The sequence below is a fragment of the Variovorax sp. MPBD4-3 genome, from assembly GCF_058809745.1.
In genome coordinates this window covers 48,118-66,817 of the sequence record NZ_JBXASW010000027.1, presented here as the reverse complement: position 1 = coordinate 66,817, position 18,700 = coordinate 48,118, and the positions used below count along the sequence as shown (strand labels likewise).

General features: G+C 65.7%; 19 protein-coding genes. 3 read left to right on the top strand and 16 right to left on the bottom strand.

Annotated features, from left to right (window positions below; all coding sequences use genetic code 11):
• Nucleotides 1–114 precede the first annotated feature (114 nt).
• The 3 genes from speD to AC1RVW_RS17195 are packed head-to-tail and all read left to right on the top strand — an operon-like array spanning nucleotide 115 to nucleotide 2,614.
• The gene (gene speD, locus AC1RVW_RS17205) at nucleotides 115–495 is read left to right on the top strand and encodes an adenosylmethionine decarboxylase (RefSeq protein WP_106936315.1); all 381 of its coding nucleotides are present in this window, start codon (nucleotides 115–117) and stop codon (nucleotides 493–495) included.
• Between the two features lie 14 nt (nucleotides 496–509).
• On the top strand, nucleotides 510–1,220 hold the full coding sequence (locus tag AC1RVW_RS17200; protein WP_493201319.1) for a nucleotidyltransferase family protein: 711 nt from the start codon (nucleotides 510–512) through the stop codon (nucleotides 1,218–1,220).
• Nucleotides 1,217–2,614, top strand: a complete 1,398-nt coding sequence (locus AC1RVW_RS17195; RefSeq protein ID WP_106936313.1) for an aminopeptidase P N-terminal domain-containing protein — start codon at nucleotides 1,217–1,219, stop codon at nucleotides 2,612–2,614. Before AC1RVW_RS17200 ends, AC1RVW_RS17195 begins: the two co-directional genes overlap by 4 nt.
• 26 nt (nucleotides 2,615–2,640) lie before the next feature.
• Here AC1RVW_RS17195 and AC1RVW_RS17190 read toward each other — a convergent pair whose 3' ends face one another.
• The 16 genes from AC1RVW_RS17190 to AC1RVW_RS17115 all read right to left on the bottom strand — a co-directional run bounded on the left by AC1RVW_RS17190 (nucleotide 2,641) and on the right by AC1RVW_RS17115 (nucleotide 18,614).
• Entirely contained in the window at nucleotides 2,641–3,009 is a 369-nt protein-coding gene (locus AC1RVW_RS17190) for a DUF3325 domain-containing protein (RefSeq protein WP_081268235.1), read from the bottom strand.
• Nucleotides 3,009–4,664 carry a PepSY-associated TM helix domain-containing protein gene (locus AC1RVW_RS17185; RefSeq protein WP_493201316.1) on the bottom strand — a complete coding sequence of 552 codons (1,656 nt, stop codon included), beginning with the start codon at nucleotides 4,662–4,664 and terminating at the stop codon, nucleotides 3,009–3,011. Before AC1RVW_RS17185 ends, AC1RVW_RS17190 begins: the two co-directional genes overlap by 1 nt.
• Entirely contained in the window at nucleotides 4,661–4,972 is a 312-nt protein-coding gene (locus AC1RVW_RS17180) for an iron transporter (RefSeq protein WP_409194562.1), read from the bottom strand. The genes AC1RVW_RS17185 and AC1RVW_RS17180 overlap by 4 nt, the downstream gene beginning before the upstream one ends.
• Nucleotides 4,973–5,632: 660 nt before the next feature.
• Nucleotides 5,633–6,220 carry a DUF4376 domain-containing protein gene (locus AC1RVW_RS17175; protein ID WP_493201314.1) on the bottom strand — a complete coding sequence of 196 codons (588 nt, stop codon included), beginning with the start codon at nucleotides 6,218–6,220 and terminating at the stop codon, nucleotides 5,633–5,635.
• Nucleotides 6,221–6,228: 8 nt separating this feature from the next.
• Complete coding sequence (locus AC1RVW_RS17170; RefSeq protein WP_493201312.1) at nucleotides 6,229–7,110, bottom strand: phage tail protein; 882 nt, start codon at nucleotides 7,108–7,110, stop codon at nucleotides 6,229–6,231.
• A gap of 2 nt (nucleotides 7,111–7,112) precedes the next feature.
• Nucleotides 7,113–7,547, bottom strand: a complete 435-nt coding sequence (locus AC1RVW_RS17165) for a phage tail fiber protein (RefSeq protein WP_493201310.1) — start codon at nucleotides 7,545–7,547, stop codon at nucleotides 7,113–7,115.
• Nucleotides 7,548–7,589: 42 nt separating this feature from the next.
• Nucleotides 7,590–8,204 (bottom strand): DUF4376 domain-containing protein, encoded by a 615-nt coding sequence (locus AC1RVW_RS17160; protein WP_493201308.1) that lies wholly within the window; start codon nucleotides 8,202–8,204, stop codon nucleotides 7,590–7,592.
• A 2-nt stretch (nucleotides 8,205–8,206) separates the two neighbouring features.
• Entirely contained in the window at nucleotides 8,207–12,307 is a 4,101-nt protein-coding gene (locus AC1RVW_RS17155) for a phage tail tip fiber protein (RefSeq protein ID WP_493201306.1), read from the bottom strand.
• 62 nt (nucleotides 12,308–12,369) lie between these two features.
• Complete coding sequence (locus AC1RVW_RS17150) at nucleotides 12,370–12,789, bottom strand: DUF6950 family protein (RefSeq protein WP_493201304.1); 420 nt, start codon at nucleotides 12,787–12,789, stop codon at nucleotides 12,370–12,372.
• Nucleotides 12,786–13,403, bottom strand: a complete 618-nt coding sequence (locus AC1RVW_RS17145) for a hypothetical protein (RefSeq protein WP_493201303.1) — start codon at nucleotides 13,401–13,403, stop codon at nucleotides 12,786–12,788. The genes AC1RVW_RS17150 and AC1RVW_RS17145 overlap by 4 nt, the downstream gene beginning before the upstream one ends.
• Nucleotides 13,400–14,026: a hypothetical protein gene (locus AC1RVW_RS17140; RefSeq protein WP_493201301.1), complete on the bottom strand. Its 627-nt coding sequence runs from the start codon at nucleotides 14,024–14,026 to the stop codon at nucleotides 13,400–13,402. Before AC1RVW_RS17140 ends, AC1RVW_RS17145 begins: the two co-directional genes overlap by 4 nt.
• Nucleotides 14,023–16,281, bottom strand: coding sequence for a phage tail length tape measure family protein (locus AC1RVW_RS17135; RefSeq protein ID WP_493201299.1), 2,259 nt, complete (start codon nucleotides 16,279–16,281; stop codon nucleotides 14,023–14,025). Before AC1RVW_RS17135 ends, AC1RVW_RS17140 begins: the two co-directional genes overlap by 4 nt.
• 91 nt (nucleotides 16,282–16,372) lie before the next feature.
• Nucleotides 16,373–16,723 carry a DUF1799 domain-containing protein gene (locus tag AC1RVW_RS17130; RefSeq protein WP_422084318.1) on the bottom strand — a complete coding sequence of 117 codons (351 nt, stop codon included), beginning with the start codon at nucleotides 16,721–16,723 and terminating at the stop codon, nucleotides 16,373–16,375.
• A gap of 17 nt (nucleotides 16,724–16,740) precedes the next feature.
• Nucleotides 16,741–17,091 carry a hypothetical protein gene (locus AC1RVW_RS17125; RefSeq protein ID WP_422084317.1) on the bottom strand — a complete coding sequence of 117 codons (351 nt, stop codon included), beginning with the start codon at nucleotides 17,089–17,091 and terminating at the stop codon, nucleotides 16,741–16,743.
• Between the two features lie 44 nt (nucleotides 17,092–17,135).
• Nucleotides 17,136–18,065 (bottom strand): phage tail tube protein, encoded by a 930-nt coding sequence (locus tag AC1RVW_RS17120; protein WP_493201297.1) that lies wholly within the window; start codon nucleotides 18,063–18,065, stop codon nucleotides 17,136–17,138.
• 66 nt (nucleotides 18,066–18,131) lie between these two features.
• Nucleotides 18,132–18,614 (bottom strand): hypothetical protein, encoded by a 483-nt coding sequence (locus AC1RVW_RS17115; RefSeq protein WP_493201295.1) that lies wholly within the window; start codon nucleotides 18,612–18,614, stop codon nucleotides 18,132–18,134.
• Nucleotides 18,615–18,700: the final 86 nt, after the last annotated feature.

Here is an 18,700-nt window from a genome sequence, read left to right as displayed (position 1 = left end):
GTGGGATAGGGGGGAACCCGCGATTTTACCGGGCGAGCCCGAACGGCTGCCGATACGGCCCGAACACCCCGCGGATGTTCTTGTGCGGCGGCCGGACTGCTAGAGTTGCCACCCATGCATGGGCTGCACCTCACCGCCGACCTCCACGACTGCCAATGCGGCCTTCAATGGCTCACCGACCGGGAGGCGCTGGGAGCGGTTTGCCTCAAGGCGGTATCGGCCGCCGGGCTGCAGGCCGTGGGCAGGCTGGTCCACGGTTTTCCGGCCACGCCGCAGGGGCCGGGCGGCGTCACCGCCACGGTGCTGCTGGCCGAATCGCACCTGTGCATCCACACCTGGCCCGAGCAGCGCGGCGTGACGCTGGACGTGTACGTCTGCAATTTCAGCGGCGACCATTCGGCCAAGGCGCATGCGCTGATGGAATGCCTGGTGGCGCTGTTCCAGCCCCGCCACAGCGAGCGCAACGAACTCCAGCGCGGACGGGTCCCGGCGTGAGCGCGGCGCGGGCCATGATCCTCGCCGCAGGGCGCGGCGAGCGCATGCGGCCGCTGACCGACACCTGCCCCAAGCCCCTGCTCGAAGTGCGCGGCAAGCCGCTGATGCAGTGGCCGATGGAGGCGCTGGCCGCCGGCGGCTTCACTGAACTGGTGATCAACACCGACTGGCTGGGCGCGCAGATCTCGCAGCGCTTCGGCGCAAAGCCCTTGCTGGACGGGCATGCCGCGCTATCGATTTCATACTGCGACGAAGGCCGCGACTTCGGCGGCGCGCTCGAGACCGCCGGCGGCATCGTGCGCGCGCTGCCGCTGCTGGGCGATGTGTTCTGGGTCGCGGCCGGCGATGTGTTCGCGCCCGGCTTCGCCTTCACGCAGGCTTCGGTCGAGCGCTTCCTGGCCGGCGGCAAGCTCGCGCACCTGTGGCTGGTGCCGAACCCGGCGCACAACCCGAAGGGCGACTTCGGCCTGTCGCCGGACGGGCTTGCGCTCAACACGGCGCCCGAGAAATTCACCTTCTCGACCATCGGCCTCTACCGCGCCGCGCTGTTCGCGCCGCCGTACTGCGACATCCCCCCCGGCAACCCGGCCGGCCGCAAAGCCCCGTTGGCGCCGATCCTGCGTGCCGCGATGGACAATGAACTGGTGAGCGCCGAGCTCTACACCGGCCCCTGGACCGATGTGGGAACCCCCGAACGGCTTGCCCAACTGAACACGCCAAGATGACCTCTGCAGACACCACCACGATCTACGCCGAGCGCCGCGCGCGCCTCGCTTCGCAACTGGGCAAGGACGGCATCGCCATCATTCCGACCGCGCCCGAGCGCCCGCGCAACCGCGACACCGATTTCCTCTACCGCCACGACAGCTACTTCTATTACCTGACCGGCTTCACCGAGCCCAACGCCTGGCTGGTGCTGGCGGGCGACGGCCGCGCCACGCTGTTCTGCGCGCCGAAAGACCTGGAGCGCGAGATCTGGGACGGCTACCGCCTCGGCCCCGACGCGGCGCCGGCGGCGCTCGGCGTCGACGAAGCCTTCTCGGTGACCGACCTCGACACGAAACTGCCGAAGCTGCTCGAGAACCGCTCGACCGTGTGGTTCCCGTTCGCGATCCACAAGGGCCTGGAGACCCGCATCGACGGCTGGCTGCAGTCGGTGCGCGCCCGCGTGCGCTACGGCGCGCTGTGCCCCGAGGAGCAGCGCGACCTGTGCGGCCCGCTCGACGAGATGCGCCTCGTGAAGGACGCGCACGAACAGGACATCATGCGGCGCGCCGCGCAGATCAGCGCCCGCGCGCACGTTCGCGCCATGCAACTGTCGGCCCGCATGCTGCGCGAGGGCAAGGACGCTCGCGAGTACCACCTCGATGCCGAGCTGCTGCATGAATTCCGCCTTGGCGGCTCGCAGTACCCGGCCTACTACTCCATCGTCGCGGCCGGTGCCAACGCCTGCGTGCTGCACTACCGCGCCGACGCGGCGCCCGTGCGCAAGGGCGAGCTGGTGCTGATCGACGCGGGCTGCGAGCTGGACGGCTACGCCAGCGACATCACGCGCACCTTCCCGGCCGACGGCAGATTCACCGGCCCGCAGCGCGCGCTGTACGACCTGGTGCTGGCCAGCCAGGACGCCGCGGCCGCAGCCACCAAGGCCGGCAACCGCTTCAACGACCCGCACGACGCGGCCGTGAAGGTGCTGTCGCAAGGCATGCTCGACCTGGGCCTGCTCGACGCCGACAAGGTCGGCAACGTGCAGGACGTGATCGACTCGCGCGCCTATTTCCAGTTCTACATGCACCGCACCGGCCACTGGCTGGGCATGGACGTGCACGACTGCGGCAGCTACGTCGAGCCCACGCAGGTCGGGGAAGTGAGCGAGCGGAAAGATCCGCTGTCGAACGAGGTCATCAAGAACCGCCCGAGCCGCATCCTGCATCCGGGCATGGTGCTGACGCTGGAGCCCGGCATCTACGTGCGGCCGGCCGACGGCGTGCCGGAGCAGTTCCACAACATCGGCATCCGCATCGAGGACGACGCGATCGTCACCGCCACCGGCTGCGAGCTCATCTCGCGCGGCGTGCCGGTGAAGGCGGACGAGATCGAGGCGCTGATGCGAGCCTGACGGCCCGCTGCGCTCGCTGCTGGTCGTCAGCTGGCGGCCAGGGCTGCCAGCACCAGATGGAGCAGCGCGGCGCCGAGCGCCAGCACAGCCGCAGCGGAAGCGATCCAGTGGAAGCGGCCCGGCACCGCGCTCAGCAGGCCCACCGTCGTCAGCGCGGCCGCGGTGAGCGCGCCCAGCCAGAGCACCCAGCCGATGGCGCTGCCGGCAGCCTGCAGGCTCGCGCCCAGCGACAGGCACAGCAGGGCGGTGCCCCCCAGCTGCAGCCAGCGCCGCCACGGGCCCGGCGTGCTGCCGCGGCCGAAAACGTCTTCGCTGTGGCGGTCCATCGCGAGGCTCAATGCGCAGAAGCCCGCGAGCGAAGCGGCGAACACCAGCGCCAGGAGCAGGGCGTGCATCAGGAGCCGCCTCCCGAGGTGGCGAGCCCTTGCTGCGGCGGTGTCTTCGGGGCCGGCTTCTGCGTGATGGCCTTGCGGCGCTTTCGCTCGACGAGCCAGACCGCGCTCGCGAGCCCCAGGCCCAGCGCGATGGCGACGAGATCGAAACCCGCCACCGCGCTCGGTCCGGAGCGCAGGCTCACCGTCAGCGGCGCGGGGCCGGTGAACGCATTGAGCACCGGCAGCAGCACGAACAGCAGCGCGCCGAGCGCCAGTTGCGCCTGCCACATGCGCAGCGTCGGCCGCAACAGGCCCAGCATCGCGGACGCGCCCCAGACGATGAAGAACCAGCGGATCTCCGCCTCGCCGCGCTCGGCCATCTCGACCGGCAGCAGGCGGTTGGCCCAGAAGAACGCCGCCATCGCGAGCGGCAGCCCGGCGATGGCTCCGAGGTTGAGCCCGTCGACCAGCCGCAGGCCGAAGCCGACACGCCCGCCCTGCTTGAGCGTCTTCGCGTACTTCTGCCGCTCCTTCACCGCCCACAGCAGCAGCCCCGTGGCCACCATCAGGCAGCCCGCGATGCCCGAGAGGAAGAACAGCGCGCGCAGCAGCGGATTCGCAAAGCGCCCGATGTGCAGGCCGTAGAGCACGCCGCGCGTCTCGGCGGCGGGCTTGGGCACGTCGCCGAACGTGCCGATCAGCGCGCCGGTCGCGCCGTTGAACTGCATCGTCGGCTGGTCGTAGGAAAGCTGCGGCCCCTCGGCGCGCGTGAGCGAGACCACCGCCTTGGCATCGTTCGGCTGGTGCACGGTGACACGGCCGACGGCGGCGCCGTTCCAGTGCGCGGAGGCCTGCGCGATCATCGGCGCGATGGGCGCAAGCGGCACCCTGTTGCCCGAGGCCTTGAACTGGTCACGGCCGCTGCCGGGGAAAGCTTCGGAGAAGAACACCTGCTCGCCGCCGCGGTCCTTGTAGGCCACCTGGGGAGCCCACGGCATGTACAGGAACATCAGCGTGACGAGGCCCGTGTACGTGATCATCAGGTGATAGGGCAGCGCGAGCACCGCCGTCACATTGTGCGCATCGAGCCACGAACGCTGGCCCTTCTTCGGCCGGAAGGTGAAGAAGTCCTTGAAGATGCGCTTGTGCGTGACGATGCCGCTGAAGATGGCCACCAGCATGAACATCGCGCAGAAGCCCACGATCCAGCGCGCCCACAGCGCGGGCATGTAGTGCAGGTCGAAGTGCAGGCGATAGAGGAACTCGCCGCCGCGCGTGACGCGCGGCGCGGTGACGGGCTCGCCGGTGGCCGGGTCGAGCGATGCGCGGTCGAAGCGGCGGCGCGGCGGTTTCTTGTCGTCGGGCGTGGCGGCGGCGGCCGGCGGCGCGAGCCAGAGCACGTCGGTCGACCTCTGGCGCTCATTAGGAAGGTTGATGAACCAGCGCGGGCTGTCCGCGCCGCGTTGCTGCAGATAGGCCACGGCACTTTCGACCGCGCGCACCTGCGGCACGGCGGGCTGCGCGGCGGCGTGCAGCTCGGGCTTCATCCACAGCGTGATCTCGTCCTTGAAATACGACGCCGTGCCGGCCGCGAAGACCATGAACAGCACCCAGCCGACCAGCAGGCCCGACCAGGTATGCAGCCAGGCCATCGACTGGCGGAATCCCTCCTTCATGCTGCCGCGCCTCCGGTGAGCCGCAGGAGGACAAGCAGCAGCACGCCGAGCGACCCCGCGGCGACGGCCAGGCCGGACCAGGCACGCAGCGCCGTGCGCGCCGCAAAGACCCACATCACAGCGAGCGCGAAGACGAGGAAGGAAGCCAGCGTGCCGGTCATCGTGGCTTCGCTGCGGGCCATGCCGAAGGCGAAGGGCAGGCACAGGGCGAGAACGGCGGCAAACAGGGCGGCTACGCCGTAGCCGCCCAGGATGGCGGCGATGGCGCGCACGGCCACGCCGAGGCGGTAACGAAGGCTGGAGCTCACGACGCGGGCCGGACGGCGGGCGAGGACGTTCGGGGATTCATGGGAAAAGGAAACTCTCAGAAGATGAGAATGATACTCATCTTTGAAACTCTCTCGCCAAGTGGATGCGAACGAAGTGGAGCTTTTCCACTCCAAATCAATCGCACTGCTCTTCTCCTCTAAGGCACTGGCTCGGCTGGATGCCAGCGAACCGAGGACACCTTCCACTCGAATAGCCTGGATCCGATCTGCACGATGGAGCCGGAACTGGGGTTGGCGGGAAAGGCTTGGTCATAAGCCCGCATGCGATAGCCAGTCAAATGGCCCAATCCTGTCGCCAGTCCGTTTGCCGATGACGCAGCGCCGCTGGCGCCCGCGGTTTGCACAGCAAATCCAAATGCGCTTCCTGCATTCCAACGCACGGTGGCCACGGGAGCCAACAATGAGTTAGCCGAAAGCACACTCGACGATAAGAACACCGCCACCACTCGCCCATCCATGCTGACCGAACTCAGCAGACCTGCGCCTGTCGCCACCCCGGCAGAGCCTTGGCCAGCGACGTGCGCTGCACATGTTGAAAGCCCTAGCGCATTAAAAATCAGACGCCAGACCAGCGGGTGCGCACCAAACGGTCGATCTGCGAATGCAGAAGTGCCATACATGATCAGTCCTCTCCAATATTCATGCTTGTCCGCTCGGCCAGTCTGCAAGAACGTCGTAGCTCTCGACGGCGGATGCGTCCAGGGCATCGATTACCACGTGATGCGCCCACTCAGCCTCAAAGCAGGCGCGCACATGGGACGCAATAGCTCTCTGAAATACATTCATCTGCGCCAGCGTGAGGGTGAACCACCCTGACTCGGTCTTGAACGGCACATCCGCATAGCCATTGGCTTCCATGCCCTGGATAACCTGCGCAATTCGGATCCGGTCCTCAATCCCCGTTTTCACCTTCACGCCATCAGCCAAAGTGACGCCGCCGGCCTCGACCAACCAACGTTGCGCCGTGACCGCGCTCTTTAACCGAGCACGGCGTTCTTCAAGCGTGAGTTCCAGTCCTAGTCCAGTGGACAGATCTCTCAACACCCAGCTTCCAGAGACGGCGAATGGCCATTTGCCAGCGGTAGCCTTCGGCGGCGACGCTTCAAGGCAATTGCATGGGATCAGGTAGACCCCCGACTCCAACGGCGACAAGTCACCATGGTCGAGATCCAGCGACGAAATGAAGGCACCCGTGCGTGAATCAAATGAATAAACAGTCTTGCTCATAGTGACGCTCAGTACTTGATGATTGGGAGATACGCCACATTGCGTGGCCGAAATCGAATCCATCGGTTTGCCGAGACCCCCGTGCTGGACCCATCGGCCTCTGCCTTCATCGAATTGTCCGCATAGCCTCCTTGGAGTTGGCCCCCCACGGCAGAAACGGCGCCCACGGGACTAGGTCCGTCCGAGATGATTTCGTCAGCCTGAGCATATGGATTGCCAAAGTTGAATTGCCCCCCCGAAACGTCGGCACCTACCCATTCGACGGGCATTGTGCGCAAGGCAGTTGCTTGTTGGGCAGATCCGCGCACACGCCCTACATCCACACCGCGACCATCATCCCAGCCACGATCAAATTCACCGCGCCCTTCGGGCAGATTGAAAGTCGTTACCCCATCGCCAGATCCGTAAGTCGTTCCGATGGTTGCGAACAACGAGGCGTAAACCGTACGAGAAACCGCCGCGCCGTTGCGCTTGAGCCAGCCAGGTGGAGGCACGAGGGCTGCTGTATAGCCAATAACACCAGGCTCGATCTGCGCCCCCAGCACCTCACGCCAGTCAGCACGAATGGCCGTGGAGGCTGGGGCTAGCACGGTCAGAGAAAGACGCTTGTTAGATTGCGTGAAATCCACCCGTGCACCCGCACTACTGGAAGACACGACTACGTCTCTCGAGATGGTGTTCGCCGCAACATATGTACCCCGGCCGAGCTCGAACTCGCCTGTGGGACGGCCCACGGCGTTGATGCTCTCGCACAGGTAGTGGATGGTCGAGCCGACTGGAACCTTCTCCGCAAAAGTAGAGTACCCCGGGTCAGCACCAGAGACCACGAGATTGCCGGTTCCGAGCGTATTGCAGGCCTCAACGACCCGATTTTCGAAGACTACGGCCATGCTCAGACCTCGAAGGTGACCTTGGTGGTCGTTTTCAGCCGAGGGGCGACGCCGGCTTGGATCGGAATGACCGGATCGAGCACTCCATAGGTCAAGAGGATCCCGTTGCCGGTCGCCGCAGTGCCGACCCCCAGATGAGTCGCGCTAGATACGCCTGCGCCGCTTACCTCGACGAACTCCATCGCCGCGACCAGGTTGGCCACGTTTCCAGCAACCGACCATCCAGCGGGACCGCGCGCAACGGCAACGCGCGCATATCCCGGATAGGTCACCTCATTCGTAGCCTGGTTCGCGCCAGCACCCGGCGCGGCTGCATGCAGACTCACGTACAAGGATGCCGAAGGTGACGCGGCCGCGTTGTCTGCAATGCCCGGAATCGATATCGCCTGGAAGATAAGTTTGAGAAGCGCGTTCGCAGAGGCAGTGGTGTATGGCATTTAATGCTCCTTGGTTGAACTGATGGGACTGGTTGAAGTGATTTAAGAAGCTTGGCCAACCGTGCTCGGCACGGCAGGGAATTCGGCTACTGGATAGAGCAGCAGGGCGCTGCGCTCAGTGATGGAATCGATCAGCGCGCAGTGGGCTGCTTCGGCTGAGAAACATTTCTGCACGTGCACCGCAATGGCATTCGCAACATCCTGCAAAGGCTCGCGAGCCATGCGACGGAACCCACCTGGCGTCTTGAAATCAATCTCTTCGACTCCGGTCTGTGCCATGTCGGCGATGGCGGCGGCCAAAGCTGCACGGTCCTCCCGGCTGGTACGCACTCGCAGGCCGTCGGGCATGACGAGCCCTCGCACCTCGCACTCCCAACGTCGACGCGCAATTTCCGCCTTCAGGCCTGAGCGCAGGTCGGCAAGTGAACGAGGATCTCGCCAAGTGTGTGTCGACCAGTCGAAGACGTGTTCCTCGTTGGGACGCTCGGGCATCGGAACAGGCTTGCCATCGACGATGTAATGCTCTCGGGGTACGTCACCCATGAGCAGCGCCTCCGTCGGCGCTTGCAACTGGGCGTCGCACAACTCGCGGCGCGTCACGCTGCCCCAGCGAAGCACTTCGCCGGTGATTCGGTTGTAGATGGTGAAAGAGAACATGTTCAGCGGCGCGTGGACAACGCGTAGATGGAAGTGCCGGCAACCCCGGCATAGGGTGACATCGAGACCATCGTCAACGTGTGACGACCAGGCGAAAGCGGAACGACGATAGCCCCCGAGATCGTGCTCAGCGCGAACCCCGCTCCCGTCCACATCTGCACTCCGTCGACATAGATATGTGCATAAGCCGTGGTCATGACGAACGTGCAACCGAAGATGAAGGTCTGCAGCGTCTGGTCGCCGGGAACCTCGTGAATGACGGTGACGGAAGTGCCACCCGAGGCCCCCGCTGTGGGAACGGTCACGGCTTGCCCGCGAAGGTTGAGGGTGTCGATCACGTCGACCTGTCCAATCGTCAAGCCGCCGTTGTCCAGGTTGAAACCCGGTCCCCACATGCGGAAAGACCCGTTGCCCGAATTCATCTGCAGCCCGGACGGGCCGCAGGTGATCTCCGCGAAGGTTTGCCCGCTCTGGTGTCGTGCCAACACCCATCCCCATTGGCCGTCGTAGATCCACTTGCCTGCACTGCGCAGGTAGCCCCACCCACCGACACCATCGCCCGAAATATCGACCTGGCCTGCTGTCACATAGCCCAGCCGCGAAGTGATCGCGGACAACTGATTCACGTTAATTGCTCTCGCGGTGATCGTTCCGTCTACGACCAGATTGCCGTCGATGCCGACCGTGGCAACACCCGCGACTGCACCGACCACGAAGGGATACTTGATCGCTCCCTGGGTATCGATGGTGCTGATCGCGAACCGGTCGACAAGCACGACCATGTCGCTCTGCTGACCATCGTTGTTCAGCAGAATGCCGGCGGTCTTGTTGCCAGCAACCACCTTGAGGCCCCATTTCGCGGAGAGCTTGCCGGTCTCGTTGGCGCGAACCGATGACTCCTGTGCGATGGAGGCTTCGGCGCCGTTCACCCGCGCAGCGAGCGTAGTACGCGCAACAGCCTCTGCCTCGATCGCCGAAGCACGCGCCGTGGACTCTTGGCGCACCGCTGCGATCGCGCCGCGGTCGCTTGTCTCCGCGCTGTACGGCGTGACAGGGAAGCGGCCTTGTTCGGCCTTGACGTAGCGAAGCCCGAGCATGCTGCCAGCGGTGTAGCCGGACCACGCGAAATTGACACCCGCCGTCACCGCACCATTCGGCGCGACCGCCTCGACGGCCAGATCGTTGCGGCGATCCTGCGAGTTCAGGAAATCATGTCCTCCGACCTTCAGGTTGTCGGCGGTTCCCAGCGAGCGACCTGCACCGTCGAAGAATTCGAGCGCCAACCCAGAGATGCCGGTATCGGAATTGAATCTCGTATCGCCAGAAGCCGCATACCAGTTGCCAGGGCTGACCGGAAAGCGTGGGCTCGCCAGCCGCCCCGCCGCGGGGATGCCCACAATTAACTGCGCCGAGGTGCCCCAATCGTCCTGTGCCAAACCCCATGTGCCCGCACTCGCGGTCCACCCCTCGAGGTCGAACTCGAAGCCGCCATTGAGCACCAGGTTCGCCCGGACATATCCAACGGCCTTGGCGGCCACGGTGTCAATGCGCTGCGCCAGTTGCTCATTGCCCTCAGCCACCAGGTGCTGCACCTGCGTGATCGCTGTTCCGCGTTCGATGGTCTCGTCCAGCAGGCGCTCCGCGATGCCCGAGTTGACGTTGAGCAGGTCCGCGACCATGCCATCCAGCCCCTCCTGCAGCTCCTTCATCGCATCGTCGATCGTCGGCAGTGAAGCAAGCTGCACATACCCCGCATCACTGGCATTGCCACCGATGTCGAACGCAGTGACCCAGTAGATGCGCGTGGCCGCCACAGGCTCGGTCCGCACGAAGTTGAGCGAGCCCGTATGGCCGATCTCCACCGCCTCCGCCAGCGTCGGCCCCACCTTGACGATGTATGCCGAGATCGGCTGGGTCGTGCCGCACGCCTGCCATGCCAGCTCGATCTGCGCGCCCCACACCTCTCCGCGCACGATCGGCTGCGCCGGACGGGCGATGTCGATCGTGGCCGAGATCGGAATGCCCCAGACCCCTTGCGTATTGCCGTGCTGCGCCCACACCTTCACCGTTCCGGCAGGCAGCCAGCCGATGTTGGCGTTCAGGGCCTTGCCGGTCCATCGCTCCACCGCCGTCTCGAAGGTCGGGCCGATGAAGATCCGCGTCGCGCCCCATTCGAGCAGGTCGATGCCCGTCGGGGCCGACCAGCGTGCGACCACGCCGGTCGGCTCCACGGCAAGGCTCAGTCCCTCGACATCACCCGGCTTCACGCTCGCGCCCTGCAGCGTGTGCGTCACCATCGTCCAGTAGCTCGACGCGTAGGCCGTCATGAAACGCACGCGTACCTGGTACTCGCCATGCACCTCCAGCCCAAGCAGGAAGGTCTCGGTGGCCGTGCCGGGCAGCGTGGCGCTCTGCCAGTCGCCCACCGGCGTGGTGGTGCGCCACTGCACCTGCACGTTGCCGCCGCGCAATACGGCGGCGTCAACCGATGCCGACCAGCTCACGCGCGCGCGGATCACCAGCGTGCCGCCCTGCTGCACCATCTGCTCCTGGCCGCTGCGCACCTGCAGGTCGAGAGGCGGCTGCGGCAGCAGGAACGGGTTGGGCAGGTTGGTGTTGGGCGACGGGTCGCGCAGCACCTCGTCGGCGGTGTCGTAGAAGGCCTCTTCGTCCTCGATGACCTGGAACGAGAGCGGCGAGCTCATCGAATAGCTCCAGTCCTGCACGCGGAACGGCTTGTTGGCAAAGCCGTACAGCGCGCTCGAGAGCACGATGCGGTCGCCCGGCTGCAGGTGCCACGCCAGCATCTTCGGATGGATCTGCAGCACGAAGCCGCCGCGGCTCTGCTCCACCAGCACGCGCGAGATCTGGTGCGTGCGCGCATGGGCCGTGGTGAACGGCAGCACGAGGTCGAGGAACTTGTCCTTCTGGTCGCTCTCGCGGAAGACGGCGTTCTGGTATTGCTTGAAGTCTTCCGACACGCCGTTGCGCGTGAGGTTGACGTAGGTGCCCCTGGCGCCGTTGTAGCGTGCTGTGCCGGGGTTGCAGGTCTGCACCACGGTCATGGGCGCCAGCAGGTCGTCGTCGGTCATCGCGAGGACGGGGGTGGTCCATGCGCCCGCCAGGATGCGCCAGACACCGCCCGACTCGAGGCTGTAGCCGGCCATCGTGTCTTCGAGCTGCTGGCGCGTGCTGTCGCGGTCCTGGTCGGAGCGGAACATGCCGTCGCAGGTGTAGCGCGCGGCGCTGCCGCCGTAGTTGGCCCTGTCGGCCGCCACCGTGCCGGGGTTGTAGATGGCCGTGTCGCAGGCGTTGGCGGCAACGATCAGCGCGTTCTGGTCGATCTGGTCGTTGGACGCGAGGTAGCCCTCTTCCGAGCGCAAGAAGTCGGCCAGGCACAGCGCAGGGTTGCGGCTGTACGCAGTTGCGCCGGTGCGCGGGTCGTAGACCTTCTTGCCCTTCACGTTCGCGGTGATGGCCGGCAGGCCACCCTGGAAGCGTTCGACGAAGAGGTTGAGCGTGACGACGATGTAGGTGTAGCCGCTGAGCTTGTGAGCTTCGGTCCACAGGCCCTTGCTGGCAGGCCAAGGATCGAGGTTGGCACGCATGTACGCATCGGCCGTGTCGACACCGTCGGGCGAGAGGTGGATCTGCACGTTGACCCCGGGCACGCCGCCGATCGCCTCCGAATCCGTGACGATGAATTCCGGGTTCGACGAATAGCCGTTCGCATCGAGCGCGCCGAGCGAAACGCCTTCGATCTGGATGTCGGTCACGGCTTCGCACGGATGCGCCGCCAGCACCATCACGACATGCTTCAGGTGGCTGTACTCGCCGCCGGTGAGTACAGCCACCACCGCACCGCCGACCGGTGCGGGCTCACCGTAGATGACGGTGTGCGGCGCATCGGAAGCGATGATCGTGGTGGTGCGCTCCTTGATGTTCGCGACGTCTTCGGCGAGCTTGCGGGCCGCTGCGGCCTTGGCCTGCTTCTTGGCCTGCATGCTGCCGTAGGCGCTCGACACCACACTCAGACCGACAACTACCCACGTGGCCACGGAGCTGCCGCCAATCAGGCTGACGAGTCCAACGATTCCGGACACGACGTCCGCGTTCGCTGCACCACAAACCAACAGAAGTGCGACGGCAAGCAGCCCTCTTCGAATCAGATACGCCATGTGGCAACCCCCGCGGTAAGTGGCAAGAACACGAGTCGGTCGGCCGCCGGAGCGGCAATGTGCGAGCCCGTGCAGATCCCGAAGCTGTAGCCCGACACGCGCCCGACCCTGCCGCCGCTACGGGCCAGCACCACGTCGCCGCGCTGCGCCATCGTTCCCGGCAAGGGCGGGCCGAGCCGTGCCGTAGCGGCCGACAGGAAGCCCCCAGCCCCACGCACCGCGCGCAAGGTGGCCAGCAGGTGTTTTCTTCCGATGGGCGCATCGGGTGCACGCAGGTCCGCGAGCGGGTCCTTGCCCGTGTGCTCGATGACCCAGTCGGCCGCGATGTGCGCGCAGTCATGCCGGAAGTACTCGAAAGGTGCGTTTCTTCGCACCGAGATGAAATCGTCCAGGTTCTTCATGGTCATTTGCCTCGTGCCCGGGCCCAGTAGTTCAGTGCCATCTGCAGGTGCTTGTTGACCCACACGGTGGGCGACCCGATCATGGAATTCAGGTATTCGAAGCCGCGCTCGCCAGGGTGCTTGACCTGGTGCTGCGCATCGTTGGTGCGCAGGGACGCGGGGTTGGAACGCACGTCGTAAGACGCGGTGCGGCAATCCATCGCGATCTTGGCGGTGGAGCCGTCGCGCTCGATCTTCATCTGGTCCATCACGCCCGCGAAGCGCAACACCGGCTCGCCGCTGACCTGCAGCGTGGCGGCATCGAGCAACGCGATCCACACGCGAACGCCGCGGTCCTGGTATTCGCTCGGGTCGCCCAGCGCGAGTGCGCGCGTACCGATGTCGACGGGCGACAGCGTGAGCGTCAGTTTCTCGGCGGCGCCGTCTTCGCTTTCGTGAAGCTCGCCGATGGAGCCGAGGTTGCCCACGCCCTGCCACGTCTGGCCCATCAGCTGGAGGGACAACGGCCAGTTGGTGAAGCGCGCGGTGCCGCTTCGCAGCTTGAGCTCGACGAGGGCCAACTGGCCGTACGTCTGCGAGCGCGCGGCCGCTTGAAAGCCGGAGCTGGTCTGGATGGTCATTGTTCCCACGACTCCATCAGGTCCAGGCTGAAGCCGCCTTGCGTGCGCGACTCCGAAGCCCAGGTGGTCTTGGTGTCGACCCGCCGCATCAGGCAGGTCGGGCGGTCCCACACGACAGCGCTGCCGGCCACCACGGGCGTGCGCAGCACGGGCTCGAAGCGCACCGTGATCACGCCGGCCGCATCGGCCACGGCGTCGGCCTGCACGTGCAGCATCTGCCGATGGTTCGACGCCTGGTTGACGCCGATCCAGTCGCCCTGCAGCAGGGTCTTGCCGGCCTCGGTGGCACCCATGCGGATCGTCAGCTCCGACGAGCCTGCGGCGGCAGCGACCGCCGTCCATACACCGCGCGCGGTGCCTTGCGGCACGGGCTGCAGCATGTCGTGCACGGCCAGCACGTTGACCTGGCCGCGCATCGAATGCACCAGGGCGCGCCAGGCGGCAGCCTCGCGCATCAGCGGAATGCGCTCCTCGCTCACGAGCGTGCAGGTGCGGCGCGCGGGCCCGAGCACGGCCACCTGCATCGATCCGGATTCGCTGTTGCTGAAAGTCAGGTCGAAGACCTGGAGTCCGAAGTCCTGCCGCTTCACCGGCAGATCGGACGGGAGTGTCACGATGGTCATTGGGGGAGCACCTTCACGCGCTTGAGTTGTTCCATCTGGCCGCGGTTGTTCTCCGCGAGCAGGCGTTGCATGTCGGCCATCACCGCGCCGCGATCGGAACGGGCGTCGATGTGGAAGACGTTGGAGGGCGCGAACTGAATCGTCGGCGAGCCATTCGCACCACCCGGCGCGCTCACGCCAAGGCGGCCGTCCGAGCCACGGCGCAGCGGCATGATGGCCTCGGGCCCGGCTTCGCCCATCAGGCCGATGCCGTTCGCGAACGGGAAGAACGTGGGTTGGCCGACCACGCTGTTGGCATAGGCGTGCAGGCCGGGGGACGAGAAGACATTGCCGTTAGCGCTCTTGACGCCGAAGAAGCCGAGTACGGTGCTCACCGCACTGCCGATCCAGCTTCCGCCAGAGCTTGCGCCAGCGGCTGTGCCCGCACTCGCAGAAGACCCCTTGAACAGGCCCGAGAACCATCCGGAAAATGCCTCGACGGCCGGCTTCAGCGAAGCGTCGTACAGCGCATCGGCGACCGACGAAACGATCTTCTTCTTGAGGGACTCGCCCATCTTGTCGAGCGCGTTCTCCTTGCCCTCCAGCAAGTTCACGAAACCCTCGCGGAACGCACCGCCGATGTCCTCGGACATCTTGTTAGCCTTGGCCTCACGCTTGGTCTTTTCCTTGTCGGCTGCCTCGATCCCCTCACTGCTGCGGGTGACCTTCAGCAGATCTTTCTCGGCTTCGATGCGCGCACCCAGTGCCTCCAGGTAGCCTGGAATGACCTGCTCGGTGTTGTCTAGGTCTTGGTACTGACGCTCCAGCTGGGCAATGTTCAGTTCCTTCAGCGCCGACTTGGTTTTTCCGTGGGCGATGTTCTGGGCCTCCAGTGCCGACGTCTGCTCGAGCACGCCGGAGGTGGCCTTGCGCATGCTTTCGAGCAGCGCTGCCTGGCGTGCTTGCTCGGGGTCGACGGACGCGTGCTCCACGGCTTCGCTGGCCGTGGCCTGCTGTCGTGCAACTTCGCTTGCCTCACCTTTGCGCACACCTTGCTTTGCCTGATCCGGTGCGCCTCCTTTGCAGCCGCACACAACCTCAATGCAGGGGCGCAGTCCGGCGCCCTCGGCATGCTGAATACCGGCGCTCGCACTGCGGGGCACCGATGTCCTCGCGGTCGAAGCACCCGCACTGGAAGCCGACGGGGCGGACGCCTTTCCCCCCTGGAGAGAAACGACCTTTCGAGCGATCTCTTCTGACTTCTTGTCGCTCTCGAGCGCGTCTTTTGCATCCAGCTCGGCACTGACTGCCGCCTTTGCGCGACTTGCACTCTCTCCTTGCGATGCCGCCGACCTGGCTTGCTGCGCTTGCAGTTCTCTCAGCTTTTCACTGTCTCGGTTCCATATTGGCGCTGCAGGTCGCAGCGGATATCCAACGACGGCTCCTCCTTGCGTTTCGGCCATCGGAGTACCCGCACCGCCATCGCGGCGAAGCCGGTTGTCACGCTTCGTAGAGGCTCGGTCATAGTCTTCCTGCAACGTGGTGCCGCGGCCGACGTTGCGCACGATGTCCCTCGGACGATCGCCGAATTCTCGAAGACGCAACAGCCAGCGATCAAAGAACGTCATGTCGGCGATCTTCTGCTGTGCCCGCTGGTCCACAGCCACAGCCAGAGCTCTTTGAGCAACCACGGCGGCGGCCTCCTTCTGGCCTTGCCCCTCGAGGTCACTCATTCGCTTGGTGACGTCCGGGGTAAGGTAGTTGCGCGTCTTGTTGAGTTCTGCAGAAGCCTTCACAGGCTCGTCCGCCAGCTTGGAAAAATTCTCCACGGCGTCCTTGATCGAGACGCCCGACACCCGGTTCATCTGCACGACCGCGGTGGCCGCCTGTTGCAGGACATGGCCTTGCACCTGACCCGAGGCAACCAGGCTGCTCAGGGCCTCGGCCGCTTTTGCACGCGATCCGCCGGTGCTGCCTGCGATCTCGACTTCCATTCTTCGCAGCTGGTCGTTCGTCACTGCGGCATAGTTCCCGCTCGACGTCTTCGCTCGGGAATATGAAGCGCCTTCTCTCGCACCTTCGACGGCGGCTTCGCCGACGTAGCGCGTGGTCTTCACGGCGAGTTCGACACGTGGCTCGCGCCGAAGAGCCGCCATTGCGACATTCGCGGCGCCGGCGGCACTGGAGAACTCCCTCAGTGCTTGCGTGGCAGCAGGCACTTCTTTGGTCACCAATGAAGTGCTTGCAAGGATTCCTGTTGTTTGTTCAGCAGCCATGTCTGTATGGTCCGTTTGAGCTAAGAAAAAAATGAGGCCGACATCTGCCGGCCCCATGCTTCTTCGATGACCGCAGGGGCCCGCGATGCCGCTAGACGTTCAGCACCGCGATGCCTTCGTCTTCCATCACCTGCAGTTGCAGGAACACCTCGCGCTGGCGTGCGCGCGGAATGCCCAGGCGCTTCATGGCGACGTCGACGGCGCCGAAGTCGAGCCCCTGGAACCACGCGCCCGCCGCACCCGCGACGACCCGCCACTGCGTTCGGCAGGCATGGAACACCTCGAATGCTTCCTGGTGTTCGGGCCATAGCTCGAAGGGTGGCGGGCCGCCGCCGTTGGCCGTCGAAGAGACGAGCCGGGTCGGGTCGAGACCGAGCGACGCGCACTGGCTTCGGAGATCGTCGTCCAGCTCGTCGTGGACGCGATGCTCTGCTCCGAGCACAAGGCGCGCGGCGCCTCTCAGTTTTTTACCGCGGCCGGGTAGGCATGCTCGAAGTAGCTGTAGGCAATGGCAGCCTCGAAGGACGGCCATTCCTCCACCGCCGCCGCGCGGTTCTCTGCGGTGCAGATGAAGGGCGCGCCGTCGTCGCCTTCCAGGCCCTTCCAGTCGGCCAGCACCATGTCGAGCAGTTCCCTGTCGGTGAGGTCGCGGCCGTCCAGGCGCTTCTGCAGGATGTCGTTGTCGGACTTGGTCAGGCGCTTGAAGACGGCGCTGAAGCGCACTTCCTCGACCTGGCTGTCGCCGGGCACGCGCATCAGCACCGGCGCGACGAAGGTCGGCTTGACGGCGATCTTGAGTTTCTGGGGCATCTCTGTCTGTTCCTCTGTGGAGTGGTAGGTAGTGCCGGTGAAGCTCAGCGCACGACGATCGACCACTCGTCGTTGCCCGCGCCGGTGGGCACGAACTCGAGCGGCACGGTGATCATCTGCACGCCGTCGACGTCGCTGAAGGTCGGCTTGCCGATCTGCGCGCGCGGCGACAGGAACTCGACGACGTTGGTCGCGCCCTGGCCGTGCCTGAGCGCCAGGTTCACGCGCTGGCTCGCGCGTGCCATGCCGATCCAATCCTTGGTGGCGACCGAGGTGTTCTCGAAGGTGACCGAGCCGGTCGACACGCGTGCGGTGATGTCCACGGCATCGACGGTCATCAGGTCGCGCTTGACCACGGTGTTGCCGGCGTCGAAGGCGAAGGCGTTGGCGGCCACGCCGAGGCCGTCGAGCGTGAGCGTGGTGTTGGCCTTGTTCACGCCCAGCGGGTCCATGAACTTGGTGTAGTCGGCCACTGGCAGCGGCGCGTCTTCTGCGGGCACGAACAGGCCGGTGAACTCGAACTGCCACTTCGGAATGCCCTTGGCATTGATGGTGGCCTTCACGTTGCCGTGCGCATCGGTCATCTTGTAGACGGTGCCGTCGACGTTGCCATAGATGGTGAGCGACTCCAGCGCGTCCGTGGCCGGCGCGAAGGTGGTGCTGACGCCGGCGGCCGTGGTGACGGCGATGGCGCAGCCGCGCATCAGCGCTGCGTAGCCGGGCACGTCCCCTGCCGCGGCAACGCCGGCGATCTCGACCGAGAAGGCGATCTTGCTGTACTGCGTGACCAGCACGGAGCCGCGCGAGCCGAAGTACGGGCGCACGTTGTCGCGCTGGACGACGTCGCCTTCGATGGGGGTCAGCGTGACTTCGCTGACCAGGATCGCGTTGGCCGCGCCCGTGGGCACCGCGTCGGTGCCGCGTACCGTTTCAGCCTTGGCCAGGATGGCCATCTTGCGCATGAGTTTTGCCATGTCGGCGTTCTCCGTTGGTTGGTTGGTTTGGGTTGTCGAGAAAAGGAAAGATCTGCCTGCGTGCAGTCAGAGGTAGCGCCAGGTCCGCAGCTGCAGCGCGATGCCGTGGCAACGCACGCCGCAGAAGGTGACCAGGCCGGTGCCGTCGACCTGCACGCCGTCGGTGCGCTTGTCGTCGGTGAGCGGGCCGGCGGCGCATGCGCCGCCGAAGGTGGGGTCGGCGCGCACGGCGTCGCGGATGTCTTCGACGAGGGCGTCGAACACATGCTCCGAAGCGGCGGCGTCGTCGGATGCGAGCAGGCCGTGCACGGTCCAGGTGTCCACGCTCATCGCGCGGCCGGCGGCATTGACGCTGCGCTCTTCGGTGGCGGTACGGCGCAGCCACCAGCCGCGCAGTTGCTGGCCACCGCCCGGCAGGTCGTACAGGAAGAGCGCGCGCAGCGCTGCTTCGTCGGACAGGGAGCGTTCGCGGTCGTGAACGCGGCCGACCTGTGGCACGGTGTTCAGCGTCTGCACGATGGCGCTGCGAAGGGTGTCGAGACGGCTCATGCCTGGGCTCCGTTGGGTGTTGATGGGTTGGTGTATGAACTGTCGCGGCGAAGACCCGAATGGCTGAGGCCGACATTCGCCGTCCC